We start from the raw sequence: 14,184 nt of genomic DNA, 5'->3' as shown, positions 1-14,184 counted from the left end.
CGCATGACCGCCGTGCGGAATCTTCAGTACGACCGCTCGCTGGTCGGCCTGATCCGCTGGCAGATCAACGGATCCGTTCCCGCGGACGCGCCGACGTCCATCAGCGGTGAATGGGTCGGGGATCCGCGGGAGCGGGCATCCGAATTCCCGTCGGGGACTCCCGGGGCACCGGCGCTCAGCAGGCGGGTCGCGGATCAGTGGCGGGACGAACTGCTCAGGGCTGGACGTCTGCTGCCGGTCGACATCGTGAGCGCGGACCCCAAGGCATCCGATCCGGGTGAGTACGTGCTCTACCTCGTCGAGAGCGTCGTCGACTGTGTGGACCTGCGGAGGTCGTCGAAGCCGAAGAAGACGACGGGCGAGTTCAAGCAGGCGGTCTTCCTGCCCGACGCCGTGCCCTCCGATCTGCCCGCGTTCCGCCTGCCCCAGTTCCCGGGCGGCGTCCATTGGAACGGCTGGGCGGTGGACCGCCTGACCGAACTGCTCGGTGACCGCGCCTCCGACGTCGAGGCCCGCCTGGTGTGGTCCGAGGACCCGGCGCTCACCCCGCACCCCAACCCGTGGGGCTTCTGACTAGCCGGGGGTCCGGGCCTTGACCGTCTTCGGGTCGAAGCCGAACGGCAGCTCGAGCCGATGCGCCCCCATCAGGTCCTCGTCGCCGAGCAGCTCTCCCGTCGGCCCGTCCGCCGCGATCACGCCCTCGCTCAGGATCAGGGCCCGGGGGCAGAGTTCGAGTGCGTACGGCAGGTCGTGCGTGACCATCAGGACCGTCACGTCCAACGACCGCAGGATGTCGGCGAGTTCGCGGCGCGATGCCGGGTCCAGGTTCGAGGACGGTTCGTCCAGGACCAGGATCTCCGGCTCCATCGCGAGGACCGTCGCCACCGCGACCCGCCTGCGCTGGCCGAAGGAGAGGTGGTGCGGCGGGCGGTCGGCGAACTCCGCCATGCCCACCTGCGACAGCGCCTTGTGGACCCTGGCCTCCAGTTCGGGGCCGCGCATCCCTGCCGCCGCCGGGCCGAACGCCACGTCCTCACGCACCGTCGGCATGAAGAGTTGGTCGTCGGGATCCTGGAAGACGATGCCGACCCTCCGCCTGATCTCCGCCATGTGCTTCTTGCCCACCGGGAGGCCCGCGACGGTGACCGTGCCCGCGCCGCCCGTCAGGATGCCGTTCAGGTGCAGGACGAGCGTCGTCTTGCCCGCGCCGTTCGGGCCGAGCAGCGCGACCCGCTCGCCCCGGCCGATCGTCATGTCGACGCCGAAGAGCGCCTGGTGCCCGTCGGGGTAGGCGAAGGCGAGGCCGGAGACCTCCAGGGAGGCGGGTACAGGGGCTTGAGCGGTCACAACATCCATCCCAGCAGGCAGACGACAAGGGCGGCACCCGGCAGGGCGAAGGCGTACGTCCACTGTGCACGCGAGGCGGTCACCTCGTCGATCACCGGCATCGAACCGGCGTAACCCCGGCTGACCATGGCCAGATGCACCCGCTCGCCCCTCTCGTACGAGCGGATGAAGAGCGCGCCCGCGGACTTCGCGAGGACGCCCCACTGCTGTACGCCCCGCGCCTCGAAGCCGCGCGACTCGCGTGCGATCTTCATGCGGCGCATCTCGTCCGTGATCACGTCGCCGTACCGGATCATGAACGAGGCGATCTGGACGAGCAGCGGCGGCAGCTTCAGCCGCTGGAGGCCGAGCAGCAGCGAGCGCAGTTCGGTGGTGGAGGCGAGCAGCACGGACGCCGCGACGCCGAGTGTGCCCTTGGCGAGGACGTTCCAGGCGCCCCAGAGGCCGTTCACGCTCAGGGACATGCCGAGTACGTCGACGCGCTCGCCCTCCGCCACGAACGGCATGAGCACCGCGAACGCCACGAACGGGACCTCGATGAGCAGCCGCTTCAGGAGGAAGGGGGGCGGGACGCGGGACGCGTACGCCACCGCGCCGAGCAGCACCGCGTAGAGACCGAACGCCCACATCGCCTCGCGCGGTGTGGAGACCACCACGACCACGAAGCAGAAGACCGCCGCCAGCTTGGTGTGCGGGGGCAGCGCGTGCACCGGGGAGTGGCCGTGCCGGTAGAGCCGGTGGGCGTGGCCCGCGCCCATGTCAGGCGTTCTCGGAGACCGACGTCGTCGACGCCGGGTCCGTGTCCGTCGTACGGCGGCGGCGCAGCGCCCAGAAGACCGCAGAGCCCGCGACGACGGTGACGCCGACGCCGATGATGCCCGCGAGGCCGCCGGAGAGGCGGCTGTCGGTGATGTCCTTGACGCCGTAGTCGGCGAGCGGGGAGTCCGAGGTGGCGTGCTCCTCGGCCTTCTTGTCGATGCCCTTGTCGTGGGCGACCTTCTCCAGGCCGTCGGGGTTCGCGGAGGCGTAGAAGCTGACGAAGCCCGCGAGGACGAGGGAGGTGACCAGGCCCGCGATCCACACCTTGCGGTGCGACCGGGCGGCGACGGGGGCGGGGGCCTCGGCCACGGGGGCGTCGACCAGTTCGCCGTCGACGCGGAGCTTGAGCTTCTGGGTCAGGCCGCGGGCGCCGTACACGAGGTCGGGCCTGACCGCGATGACGGCGCCGACGGTGAGCGCGGTGATGGCGGCCTCGCCGATGCCGATGAGGACGTGCACGCCGATCATGGCCGTGGCGACCTTGCCGATGGAGACGTCGGTGGTGCCGCCGAGCGCGTAGAGGAACGTGAAGGCGACCGCGGCGGCGGGCACGGAGAGCAGCGCGGCGACGAAGGAGGAGGCGGTGATCGAGCGGCGGGTGCGCGGGAGCACCTTCACCAGGCCGCGGAAGACGAGATAGGCCACGACGGTCGTGACGATCGCCATGTCCGTGATGTTCACGCCGAGCGCGGTCAGGCCGCCGTCCGCGAAGAGGACGCCCTGCATGAGCAGGACGACGGACACGCACAGGACGCCCGTATAGGGGCCGACGAGTATCGCGGCGAGCGCCCCGCCGAGCAGGTGTCCGCTGGTGCCCGCGGCGACCGGGAAGTTCAGCATCTGCACCGCGAAGATGAACGCGGCCACGAGGCCGGCCAGCGGCGCCGTCCGTTCGTCCAGTTCGCGCCGTGCGCCACGGAGGCTGACGGCTATCGCTCCGGCGGCGATGACCCCGGTGACGGCGGAGACGGGTGCGTTGATGAATCCGTCGGGGACATGCATGCGCGCGCTCCTGGGCAGGACAGGAAGAGGAAGGCAGAGCGGATCGCTCGTGAACCGTTCAATGATAGTGCCTTGTTGCGAACGGTTTGCAAGAGCGGTGCTTACCCAGTTATCCCGGTCACACTTGGAGCAGGAATCGGAATATATGGGACATTAGAGGGCAGAAGGCACGTGATGGTGAGGAGTTCGCGATGTCCGCAGTAGAGCAGTTCGCACGTGCCCACGTCGTCACGGACTCCCCTGACGACCAGCTCACCGTCCCCGCCGTCCTCCGGTACGACCCGGAGGCCGACCCGCAAGCGGTGCGGATCGGCCTCCCTGGTTCACCCGAGGGTTCCCATGAATGGACCTTCGCCCGGCAGCTGCTCGAACAGGGCCTGCGGGCCCCGACCACCAGCGGCGATGTGCACATCTGGCCCTGTGGGCGGGTCCAGACGGTCATGGAGTTCCACTCCGCGCAGGGGGTGGCGGTCGTGCAGTTCGACGCTTCGGCGCTGATCCGCTTCCTGCGCCGCACGTACGCGGCCGCCCCCGTTCCCCACTGACGCGCGGGTCACACGCGCGGGTCAGACGCGCGCGAGCTCCCGGTCCTCGTCCGAGGGGCCCTGCGTGCCGGCCTCGTCGGCGTCACGCAGCCCCTCGCCCTCGACGTCGACGTTCGGCAGCGCGCGGTCCAGCCACTTCGGCAGCCACCACGCCTTCTTGCCGAGCAGCGCGAGCACGGCCGGGACCAGCGCCATGCGCACGATGAACGCGTCGAAGAAGACGGCGATCGCGAGACCGAAGCCGATCATCTTCACCATCTGCTCGCTGGACCCGATGAACCCCGCGAAGACGGCCATCATGATCACGGCGGCCGCCGAGACCACGCGTGCCCCGTGCCGGAAGCCGGTCACGATCGCCTGGCCGGGCCGCTCCCCGTGGACGTACGCCTCGCGCATGCGCGTCACGAGGAAGACCTCGTAGTCCATCGCGAGGCCGAAGACGACGCCCACCATGAAGATCGGCATCATGCTCATGATCGGGCCGGTCTGCTCGACGCCGAAGAGCGAGCCGAGCCAGCCCCACTGGAAGACCGCGACGACCGCGCCCAGGGCCGCGAGGACCGAGAGCAGGAAGCCGAGCGCCGCCTTGAGCGGGACCAGGATCGAGCGGAAGACGACGATCAGGAGGAGGAAGGCGAGGCCGACGACCAGTGCCAGGTAGGGCAGCAGGGCGTCGTTCAGCTTCTGCGAGACGTCGATGTTCATGGCCGTCGTGCCGGTGACCATGACGCTCGCGCCGGTGTCGGACTTGATGCCGGCGCCCGCGTCGCGGATCGAGTGGACGAGGTTCTCGGTCTCGATGCCGCTGGGCTTGGAGGACGGGACGACGCTGATGATCGCCGTGTCGCCCGCCTTGTTGATCATCGGCGGGGCGACCGAGAGGACGTCGTCGAGTCCGGAGATCGTCTTGGTGATCTCACCGGCCGCGGCCTTCGGGTCGTCGGAACCCTTGAGGTCGGCGACCGTCATCAGCGGGCCGTTGAAGCCGGGCCCGAATCCGTCGGAGACCAGGTCGTACGCCTTGCGCTGGGTCGTGGACGTCGGCTGTGCGCCGTCGTCCGGCAGGCCCAGTTCGAGGGAGGAGACGGGCAGCGCCGCGGCGCCCAGGCCGATGACACCGACGAGCAGGACGGTGAGCGGACGGCGGACGACGAAGCGCGCCCAGCGGGTGCCGAGGTTGTCCTTCGGCTTGGCGCCCTCGACCGCCGCTGCCGCGGCCTTCTTCCTGCCACCGCCGAGCGCCTTGCTCTTCTCGCCCGTGGGCTTGACCTTCTTGCCCGCGTAGCCGAGCAGCGCCGGGATCAGGGTGAGGGCGATGAGTACGGCGATGACCACCGTGCCGGCGGCCGCGAAGCCCATCTTGGTGAGCATCGGGATGTTCACCACGGCGAGGCCGACCAGCGCGATGACGACGGTGAGCCCGGCGAAGACCACGGCCGAACCGGCCGTCCCCACGGCGCGGCCGGCCGCGTCCTCGCGGTCCCTGCCGTCGGCGAGCTCGCCGCGGTAGCGGGAGACGATGAAGAGCGCGTAGTCGATGCCGACCGCGAGGCCGATCATCATGGCGAGCGTGGAGGTGGTCGTCCCCAGGTCGAGCGCGCTGGCGAGCGCGGTGATCGAGGAGACACCGATGCCCACGCCGATCAGCGCGGTGAGCAGCGGAAGACCCGCCGCGATCAGCGAGCCGAAGGTGATGACGAGGACGACGGCCGCGACCGCGATGCCGATGATCTCGGTGGCCCCGGTCTCGGGCATGGCCTGCAGCGCGTCGCCGCCGACCTCGACCGTGAGCCCGGACTCCCGCGCCTGGTCGGTCGTCTTCTCCAGCGCGTCACGGCTCTCGTCGGTCAGCTCCATCGAGGTGACCTTGTACGAGACCGAGGCGTACGCGGTGGAGCCGTCCTTGCTGACCGTCTTGGTCCGGAAGGGGCTGTCCGCCCTGGCCACCTCGTCCGAACCGGACTTGAGGGCGGCGACGGTCTTCTGGATCTCGGCCTTGTTGGCCGGGTCCGTGACCTTCTCGCCGTCCGGCGCCTTGAAGACGACACGGGCGCTCGCGCCGTCGGCCTTGGCCTCGGGCACACGCTCGTCGAGCAGGTCGAAGGCCTTCTGGGCCTCCGTCCCCGGAATGGAGAAGGAGCTGGAGGCTGCGGTGGGCGCGGACGCGGCGCCGACTCCGGCGAGCGTCAGGAGCGCCACCCAGATCAGGGCGACGAAGTGCCGTCGCCTGAAGGCGAGTCGGCCCAGTTTGTAAAGGAAAGTGGCCACGAGGGCGTACTCCCGGTCAGGTCGTGGTGTCTACAGGGCAGGGGGGATCAGCCCGACGACGTGAGCGGTCGCGTCAGGTGGAGAGGGTGGGGAGGGTGGCCCCGTGAGGGGGCCGGTTCAGACGCCGAGAGCGGGGAGGATCACGGCGTCGATGTAGGAACGGAGGAACTCACGGTCGACCGTGCGGTCCTCGATCAGGTCACGGGCGACGAAGCCGCCGACCATCATGTGGATGACGTAGCCCAACGCGGGGTTGTCCGCGGCCACTTCGCCGCGCTCCACGGCCCTGCGCAGCAGTTCGTTCAGGCCGGTGATCTCCGGCTCGATGAGCAACTGCCTGAGCGCCTGGTGGAGTTCGGGGTTCTCGTGAATGGCATGGAACAGGCTCCGCATCAGCGCGGCGTCCCGCTCCATCTGACAGTCGTCCGAACGGTTCGCGGACTCCAGGAGGTCACCGCGGAGGGACCCGGTGTCGATGTCCTCGATGGACACCGGCTTGTTGGCCCGCAGCGCCCTGACGATCAGCTCCGGCTTGCTCCCCCACTGGCGGTAGAGGGTGGCCTTGCTGGATTTCGTGCGGGCCGCGATGGCGTCCATCGTCAGTGCTTCATAGCCGACCTCGCGGAGCAGATCGAGCACGGCCGCATACAGCTCGGCCTCACGCTCGGGCGTGATCCGGCTGCGCCGCACCGTTGCCGCCTCAGCCATGATCCCTCCGCTCCTCGTCGGCTGTTCCGTACGCCATGACTGTACCCGCGGCCTTAACGAAACGAAACCGTTTCGTACGTGTGCTGCGTCACGCGCTCCGCGGCTCCGCACTCCCTTCCGCCCCCGTGTACGAGTTGCCGGGCCCTGCGCACCGGAAAAGCATGGTGAAGTGACCGACGCGCGCGATGAAGCCCATGCTGACCACGCCTACCTGCGATTTCCGCACCTCAGCGGCGACCGTCTCTGTTTCGCGGCCGAGGACGATCTCTGGGTGGCCCCGCTGAGCCCCGGCGGCGCGCCCGCGGGCCGGGCCTGGCGGGTGACCGTCGACCGGACCAAGGTGAGCCACCCGCGCTTCTCGCCGGACGGCCGCCACATCGCGTACACGACATGGCGCAGCCTCGACCCGGAGATCCATCTCGCCCCGGTGGACGGCGGCCCCTCCCGGCGGCTCACCTACTGGGGGAGCACGGACACCCGGGTCTGCGGCTGGTCCCCCGACGGCGACATCCTCGCCGTCTCCTCGCACAACCAGCCCTTCTCCTACTTCTGCTGGGCCTACAGCGTGCCGACCGACGGCTCGCCCGGCGGAACGCTGCCCTGGGGGCCGGTGTACGACATCGCGGTCAACGACATCGACGGGGAGCGCAAGACACTCCTGCTCACCGGGAAGCCGCCGCACGAGCCCGCCGCCTGGAAGCGCTACCGGGGCGGGGCGACGGGCCGCCTGTGGCTGCACGGCGAGCAGCTCCTGCCCGACCTCGACGGTCATCTGGACGCCCCGATGTTCGTGGACGGCAGGATCGCCTTCCTCTCCGACCACGAGGGCGTCGGCAACCTCTACTCCTGCCTGCCGGACGGCTCCGACCTGCGGCGGCACACCGACCACGACGCGTTCTACGCCCGGCACGCGTCCAGCGACGGCACGCGCGTCGTCTACCAGTGCGCGGGCGACGTCTGGCTGGTGGACGACCTGTCCGCCGGCTCCGTGCCGCGCCGCCTCGACGTACGCCTGGGCGGGCCGCGCGCCGGACGCCGGATCTATCAGGTGCCGGCCGCGCAGCACGTCGACTCGCTCTCCGTGGACACGACGGGCCGGGCCAGCGCCGTCGTCGTACGCGGCAGCCTGTACTGGCTCACGCACCGGGACGGGCCCGCCCGCACCATCACGGACACCCCCGGCGTGCGCGTGCGGCTCCCGGAGATGCTCGGCAAGGGCGGGCAGGTCGCCTACGTCACCGACGCGGAGGGCGAGGACGCCGTCGAGATCGCCTATCTGCCGCGCGCCAGCGGCGAGCGCGAGCCGCGCAGGCTGGCGCAGGGCGAGCTCGGCCGGGTCCTCGAGCTGCTCTCCGACCCGGACGGCGAACGGCTCGCGATCGCCTCGAACGACGGCAGGCTCCTCCTGGTCGACGCGACAGAGGAGTCGAACGGCGAGGTGACGGAGCTGATCCGCTCCATCAACGGCCCGGTCCGTGACCTGGCGTTCTCGCCGGACGGGGCCTGGCTGACCTGGTCGCACCCGGGCATCGGCCGCTCCCTCCGGCAGATCAAGATGGCCCGCATCCACGGTCCGGGCGCCCGGACGATCGTCGACGTGACCAACGGCCGCTTCGAGGACGAGAACCCGGTCTTCACCCGCGACGGCCGCTATCTGGCGTTCCTGTCCTGGCGCGGCTTCGACCCGGTCTACGACGTGCACACCGGCGACCTGTCCTTCCCGCTCGGCTGCCGCCCCTACCTGGTCCCCCTCTCGTCGGCGACCCCCTCCCCCTTCGCGCTCTCCCCCGACGGCCGCCCTGCGGCGGGCGGGCTCGACCCCGCCGACGGCGGATCGGAGGACGGCGCGGTGATCGTGGAGGTGGAGGGCCTGGAGAGCAGGGTGACGCCGTTCCCGGTCTCGGCGTCGAAATACTCGGCGCTCCACCCCGTCAGCGGCGGCGGCCTCGTCTGGCTGCGCTGGCCGATCTCGGGCGCGCTCGGCGAGACCTTCGCCAACCCCTCGGACACCTCGGGCCGCCCCACCCTGGAGTACTTCAACATCACCAAGGGCAAGAAGTCCGCGCTTGTCGACCACCTCGACTGGTTCGCGCTCAGCGGCGACGGCTCGCGGCTCGTGGTGGTCGACGAGGGCGATCTGCGCGCGGTGCCCTCCACGGAGGCCGGTGACGCCGACACGACCGTCTGGATCGACCTGCGCCGCATCCTGCACGAGGTCGACCCGGCGGCCGAGTGGCGCCAGGCCTACGACGAGGCGGGCCGCCTCATCCGCGCCTACTTCTGGGAGCCGCACATGTGCGGCATCGACTGGCCCGCGATCCTGGACCAGTACCGGCCGCTGGTGGAACGGGTCGCGTCCCCCGACGAGTTCGCGGACCTGCTCCGCGAGGTCCTGGGCGAGCTGGGCACGTCCCATGCGTACGTGACCGCGGCCCGCCGCAACGAAGGGCCACCCCACTACCAGCGGGCGATGGGTCTGCTCGGCGCCAACCTGGTGTGCAGGGACGGCAGTTGGATGATCAAGCGGATCCTGCCGGGCGACTCCTCCGACTCCAAGGCGCGCTCGCCGCTCGCGGGCGCGGGCATCCGCGAGGGCGCGGTCCTCACGCACATCGACGGCCGCCCGGTGGACCCGGTGGCGGGCCCCTTCCCGCTGCTCGCGGCCGCGGGCGGCACGACGGTGGAGCTGACGTTCCAGCCGGCGGAGCGGGAGGGCAGGGCCAGGCGGGTGGCGATCGTCCCCCTCATCAACGAACGCCCCCTGCGCTACCAGGACTGGGTGGCCAAACGCCGTGAGGTCGTACGGGAGTTGAGCGCGGGCAAGTGCGGCTACCTGCACATCCCCGACATGGGCGGCTCCGGCTGGGCGCAGTTCAACCGGGACCTGCGCCTGGAGGTCTCGCGTCCGGCCCTGATCGTGGACGTGCGCGGCAACGCGGGGGGCCACATCAGCGAGCTGGTGGTCGAGAAGCTGACGCGGAAGATCCTGGGCTGGGACCTGACACGCAACGCCCAGCCGGTGTCGTACGCGTCGAACGCGCCTCGAGGCCCTGTGGTGGCCCTGGCCGACGAGGCGACGTCATCGGACGGCGACATGATCACGGCGGCCTTCAAGCTGCTCGGCCTCGGCCCCGTGGTGGGCCAGCGCACGTGGGGCGGCGTGGTGGGGATGACCGGGCGGCACGTGCTCGGTGACGGGACGATCATCACGGTGCCGATGAACGCGGGGTGGTTCGACGCGTACGGCTGGTCCGTGGAGAACCACGGCGTGACCCCGGACCTGGAGGTCCTGCGTACGCCCCTGGACTGGGCGGAGGGCCGGCACGCCCAGCTCGACGACGCGGTGGGGGTGGCGCTCGACCTCCTGGCACGGCAGCCCGCGGCGACTCCGCCGGGCCTGGACGACGTGCCGGACCGGCGGCGGCCGAAGCTTCCGCCGCGGGGGTAGCGGGGCGTCCCGGGCAGGGCTTTTCGCGGGTCGTCACTGCCGGTCATTGATCGAAATGCGAGGAATGTTCCCCCATGTAAGTCTGGTCGAGGCCCTTCCAACCTCACCCTCTAGGAGTGAACCGCATGGGCATCAAGGACCAGTTCCAGGACAAGGCCAACGACCTCTCCGCCAAGGCGAAGGGCGCCATGGGCGGCGAGAAGGACGAGGCGAGCGAGCGCGCCTCGCAGGCCCGCGACGACGCACAGGAGCGCGGCTCGCAGGCCCAGGAGCAGGCGCGTGAGCGTTCCGCGAACGCCCCGGACCAGGCCCGGGAAGCGGCTCAGGAGCAGCAGGACAAGTTCAACCAGGACTACGACGCCTGACGCTGCGCCGAGCTTTGACCAGTGGGGCCCACCCGGGACGCCGGGTGGGCCCCACCGCTGTGGGGGCGCGGTGCGCCTCCTGCCCGCCCGGCAGCAGGACCCAAGGAATCAACTACCGCCCCGCACGGCCCTGCTCATCGGCGGAGCCCCCCGCCCCCACGAGCCCCGTGGAGACCGACCCGAGCCGGGGCTCGAACCTCCGCATCTCGCGCTGGCCCACCGAGCCGATGACCCCCGGCAGGTATCCCCGGATGCCCTGCATCCCCCGCAGCCACCACTGCGCGTACACATGGCTGGACCGGCGCTCGATCCCGGCGACGATCCGGTCCACCGCAGGACCCAGCGGGTACGTCTTGCTGGCCGGCCACGGCAGGCGCTGCCGCAACTCCCGCATCACGTCGTCCTGGTCCGCGCCCCGCACCATGTCCGTGTCCGTCCAGGACAGGTAACCGACGCCCACCTTCACGCCCTTGTAGCCGACCTCGGCCCGCAGACAGTGCGCGTACGCCTCGACGCCCGACTTCGAAGCGCAGTACGCCGTCATCATCGGCGCCGGCGTGATCGCCGCCAGCGAGGCGATCTGGAGGAGATAGCCGCGGCTCTCCATAAGGACCGGCAGGAACGCCCGGCCCGTCACCGCGCTGCCGATGAGGTTGACCTCGATCACCCGGCGCCACGCCTCGGGGTCGGACTCGACGAACGGCCCCCCGTTGGCGACGCCCGCGTTGGCGACGACGATGTCGACCTTCCCGAACCGCTCCTTGACCTCCTGGGCGACCCGGGCCATCGCGACATGGTCCGTCACGTCCGCGTGCCAGGCCTCTGCCTCCGTGTGCAGCCGCCCCGCCACCTGCTTCAGCTCGTCCGGCTCCAGGCCGACGAGCGCGATCTTCGCGCCCCGCGCCGACAGCTTGCGCGCGAGCAACTCACCCACGCCCCGCGCCGCCCCGGTGACGACCGCGACCTGACCCTCCAGGCTGACCTTGCTCATGCGCTGCTCCCCTCAAGTCCCTGGACCTGCGACTGTGACTCGTCCACCCGTACGTACGACTCCACGAGATCCCTGATCCCCGCCGTTATCGCCTCCGGCGCCTCGACCGGCGTCATGTGACCGAGCCCCGGCAGCTCGGTGAGACCGAGGGAGTCCGGCAGCATCGAGGCGATGCGCCGCGCGAGCGTGACCGGCGTCATCCGGTCGGCCGTGCCCGCGACGACCGCGGTCGGCACCGTCAACTCAAGGACGCCCGCGTCGAGTTCGAGCTCGTCGAGCACATGCGACCAGCGGTAGCGCACCACCCTCGGGCACCCGTGCACGATCCGCGCGCACACATCGACCCGCTCCGGGGATGAACCGGCGCCCATCGTCGCGTACTTGAGGATCTTGCGCGCCATCGGCGTCACGGGCCCCAGCGGCGCCTTCGCGCCGAGGATCGACCGCGTGATCCGCGTCCGCAGCCAACCGGCCCGCATCGGCACCACGAGCGACTCGGCGACGAGCCGCGAACTCCCCGTGCTGCACAGCAGAACCGCCGCCGCGTGCTCCCGGAACCCGGGCCGCGTACTCGCGGCCATGATCGTCATGCCGCCCATCGAGTGCCCGGCGAGCACAGCCCGCTCCCCGGGCTCCAGCGTCGCCGCCAGCACCGCCTCCAGGTCGTCGGCGAGTGCGGTCGTGCTGTAGCCCTCGACGCCGTCCGGCGCGGCACTGCGCCCGTGCCCCCGCTGGTCGTACGCGATCACCCGGTGGTCGACGGCCAGGTCACGTATCTGCGCCGCCCAGAAGGCGGTCGAGCACGTCCACCCGTGCGCGAGCACCACCGCGGGCGCGCCCTCGGGACCGTGCACCTCCGCGTGCAGCCGCGCGCCGTCCGCCGACACGACGGTCAGCTCCCGCGCGGCGGAGGGCGGGGCGAAGGGTCCGCTCGTCACATGCGTCAGCCTGCTCATGCCCCCGCCTCGACCTTCTTCGTCGTACGCGATGCCTTCTTCCCCGTAGGGGACTTCGCCACCGCATTCGTACCCGCGTCCACGTCCGCCTTCGGCGGCCGCACCACCTCGTACTCGGCGAGATCCACCCGCCGCGTGGCGCCCCTGAACTCGGTCGTCGTGCCCGGCCAGATCGTCGTGTTCACGCCGTTCTCGTCGAGGTACCAGCTGTTGCAGCCGCCGGTGTTCCACACGGTGCGCTTCATCCGCTCCTGGACCTTGTCGTTCCAGGCATGCACGGCGCTCGTCCGCACGGCGAGCGCGGCCCGGTCGCCGCCCCCGGGGGGAGCGAGCAGGTTCAACTGCCGCATGTAGTCGGCGAGATAGTTCAGCTGGGACTCGATCATCAGGATCATCGAGGAGTTGCCGAGGCCGGTGTTCGGGCCGATGACCGTCATGAAGTTGGGGAACCCTGCGGCGGTCGCGCCGCGCAGGGACTTCATCCCGTCCTTCCAGGACTCCATCAGCGTCCCGCCGTCGGCGCCCACCACACGGTTGGCGATCGGCATGTCCGTCACATGGAATCCCGTACCGAAGATGATCACGTCGACCTCGGTCTCGGTGCCGTCCGCGGCGACGACGGTGTTCCCGCGCACCTCGCTGAGCCCGCTGGCGACGACATCGACATTGGGCTGTGCGAGCGCCGGGTAATAGGTGTTGGAGAGCAGGATCCGCTTGCAGCCGATGCGGTACGAGGGCGTCAGCTTGGCCCGCAGTGCCGGGTCCTTGATGGCGCGTGCGATGTTCCGCTTGGCGAGCTGCTCGACCGCGCCGAGCTCGTTCGGCCGCTTGGTGAACGCCTGGACCTGCAACTCCCTTATGCCCCACAGGATTCCGCGCCGGGCGTGCGTGGTGAACGGCAGCTGGCGGTGCACCCAGCGCTCGGCCTTGCTGATGGCGCGGTCCATGCGCGGCATCACCCAGGGCGGGGTGCGCTGGAAGAGGGTGAGCCTGCCGACCTCGCGCTGGATCGCGGGCACGATCTGGATGGCGGACGCGCCGGTGCCGATCATCGCGACGCGCTTGCCGCGCAGGTCGTAGTCGTGGTCCCAGCGCGCGGAGTGGAAGACCTTGCCCTCGAAGGTGTCGAGGCCCGGGATGTCGGGGAGCTTGGGGTCGGAGAGCGGCCCGGTGGCGGAGACGACGACGTCGGCGGTGAGGGTGCCGCTGCTGGTCTCGACCTCCCACCACAACTTGTCCGCGTCCCAACGCAGCTGCGTCACCTCGGTGTTGAGGCGGATGTGCGAGCGCAGCCGGAAGGTGTCGGCGACCTGCTCCAGGTACTCCTGGATCTTCTCCTGGCCCGAGAAGGTGCGCGGCCAGTCGGGGTTGGGCGCGAAGGAGAACGAGTACAGATGCGAGGGCACGTCGCACGCGCAGCCCGGGTAGCTGTTGTCCCGCCAGGTGCCGCCCACCGCGCCGGCCCGCTCCAGGACGACGAAGTCGGTGACGCCCTCCCGGCGCAGCCGGACCGCGGCACCGATCCCGCCGAAGCCGGACCCGATCACCGCCACCCGCACATGCTCGCGTTCGCCCTCTCGCTCAGGCCCCTGCCCGCGCTCCTGCTGGCGCTCGTCCTCGGCCATGCCGCCGCCTCCCGAACTGCTTCACGACTCTGCCAGTGACCACTGGCGCAATTGGGAGAGTAGAACAGCTGCGTACTGATGGGTAGGGGTCTGGCGTCGTGAGTTACCGC

At 70.7% G+C, this 14,184-nt stretch carries 12 protein-coding genes; 4 read left to right on the top strand and 8 right to left on the bottom strand.

The genetic code is table 11. The features are described 5' to 3' along the window. Positions 1-3 precede the first annotated feature (3 nt). Positions 4-573, top strand: a complete 570-nt coding sequence (locus ABZ833_RS22740; protein WP_361049364.1) for a hypothetical protein — start codon at positions 4-6, stop codon at positions 571-573. Here ABZ833_RS22740 and ABZ833_RS22735 read toward each other — a convergent pair whose 3' ends face one another. From ABZ833_RS22735 to ABZ833_RS22725, 3 genes are read right to left on the bottom strand one after another with little or no spacing between them, the layout of a single operon-like run. After that, positions 574-1,356: an ABC transporter ATP-binding protein gene (locus tag ABZ833_RS22735; protein WP_361049362.1), complete on the bottom strand. Its 783-nt coding sequence runs from the start codon at positions 1,354-1,356 to the stop codon at positions 574-576. It abuts the gene before it with no gap. Continuing rightward, positions 1,344-2,105, bottom strand: a complete 762-nt coding sequence (gene cbiQ, locus ABZ833_RS22730; RefSeq protein ID WP_361049360.1) for a cobalt ECF transporter T component CbiQ — start codon at positions 2,103-2,105, stop codon at positions 1,344-1,346. The genes ABZ833_RS22735 and cbiQ overlap by 13 nt, the downstream gene beginning before the upstream one ends. A 1-nt stretch (position 2,106) precedes the next feature. After that, the gene (locus ABZ833_RS22725) at positions 2,107-3,168 is read right to left on the bottom strand and encodes an energy-coupling factor ABC transporter permease (RefSeq protein ID WP_361049358.1); all 1,062 of its coding nucleotides are present in this window, start codon (positions 3,166-3,168) and stop codon (positions 2,107-2,109) included. A 191-nt stretch (positions 3,169-3,359) separates the two neighbouring features. Here ABZ833_RS22725 and ABZ833_RS22720 point away from each other — a divergent pair, with 191 nt between their 5' ends. After that, the gene (locus ABZ833_RS22720) at positions 3,360-3,713 is read left to right on the top strand and encodes an SsgA family sporulation/cell division regulator (RefSeq protein ID WP_361049356.1); all 354 of its coding nucleotides are present in this window, start codon (positions 3,360-3,362) and stop codon (positions 3,711-3,713) included. A 21-nt stretch (positions 3,714-3,734) separates the two neighbouring features. On the opposite strand, the gene ABZ833_RS22715 is transcribed toward ABZ833_RS22720, so the two are convergent. Both ABZ833_RS22715 and ABZ833_RS22710 read right to left on the bottom strand, forming a co-directional pair. Further along, positions 3,735-5,981 (bottom strand): MMPL family transporter, encoded by a 2,247-nt coding sequence (locus ABZ833_RS22715; RefSeq protein ID WP_361049354.1) that lies wholly within the window; start codon positions 5,979-5,981, stop codon positions 3,735-3,737. A 117-nt stretch (positions 5,982-6,098) separates the two neighbouring features. After that, positions 6,099-6,671, bottom strand: coding sequence for a TetR/AcrR family transcriptional regulator (locus tag ABZ833_RS22710; RefSeq protein ID WP_361049678.1), 573 nt, complete (start codon positions 6,669-6,671; stop codon positions 6,099-6,101). A 187-nt stretch (positions 6,672-6,858) separates the two neighbouring features. On the opposite strand from ABZ833_RS22710, the gene ABZ833_RS22705 reads away from it, so the two are divergent. Then, positions 6,859-10,137 carry a S41 family peptidase gene (locus tag ABZ833_RS22705; protein WP_361049352.1) on the top strand — a complete coding sequence of 1,093 codons (3,279 nt, stop codon included), beginning with the start codon at positions 6,859-6,861 and terminating at the stop codon, positions 10,135-10,137. Between the two features lie 125 nt (positions 10,138-10,262). Next, positions 10,263-10,502: a hypothetical protein gene (locus ABZ833_RS22700; protein WP_361049350.1), complete on the top strand. Its 240-nt coding sequence runs from the start codon at positions 10,263-10,265 to the stop codon at positions 10,500-10,502. 112 nt (positions 10,503-10,614) lie between these two features. Here ABZ833_RS22700 and ABZ833_RS22695 read toward each other — a convergent pair whose 3' ends face one another. Genes ABZ833_RS22695 through ABZ833_RS22685 form a run of 3 tightly spaced genes read right to left on the bottom strand, consistent with a single transcriptional unit; the run spans position 10,615 to position 14,074 of the window. Beyond that, the gene (locus ABZ833_RS22695; RefSeq protein ID WP_249589406.1) at positions 10,615-11,493 is read right to left on the bottom strand and encodes an SDR family oxidoreductase; all 879 of its coding nucleotides are present in this window, start codon (positions 11,491-11,493) and stop codon (positions 10,615-10,617) included. Then, complete coding sequence (locus ABZ833_RS22690; RefSeq protein WP_361049348.1) at positions 11,490-12,449, bottom strand: alpha/beta hydrolase; 960 nt, start codon at positions 12,447-12,449, stop codon at positions 11,490-11,492. The genes ABZ833_RS22695 and ABZ833_RS22690 overlap by 4 nt, the downstream gene beginning before the upstream one ends. Beyond that, complete coding sequence (locus tag ABZ833_RS22685; RefSeq protein ID WP_361049346.1) at positions 12,446-14,074, bottom strand: NAD(P)/FAD-dependent oxidoreductase; 1,629 nt, start codon at positions 14,072-14,074, stop codon at positions 12,446-12,448. Before ABZ833_RS22685 ends, ABZ833_RS22690 begins: the two co-directional genes overlap by 4 nt. Positions 14,075-14,184 lie beyond the last annotated feature (110 nt).

Origin of the sequence: Streptomyces sp. NPDC047525, assembly GCF_040643025.1 — a bacterium.
GTDB lineage: Bacteria > Actinomycetota > Actinomycetes > Streptomycetales > Streptomycetaceae > Streptomyces > Streptomyces durmitorensis.
This window is presented reverse-complemented; position numbering and strand designations above follow the sequence as displayed.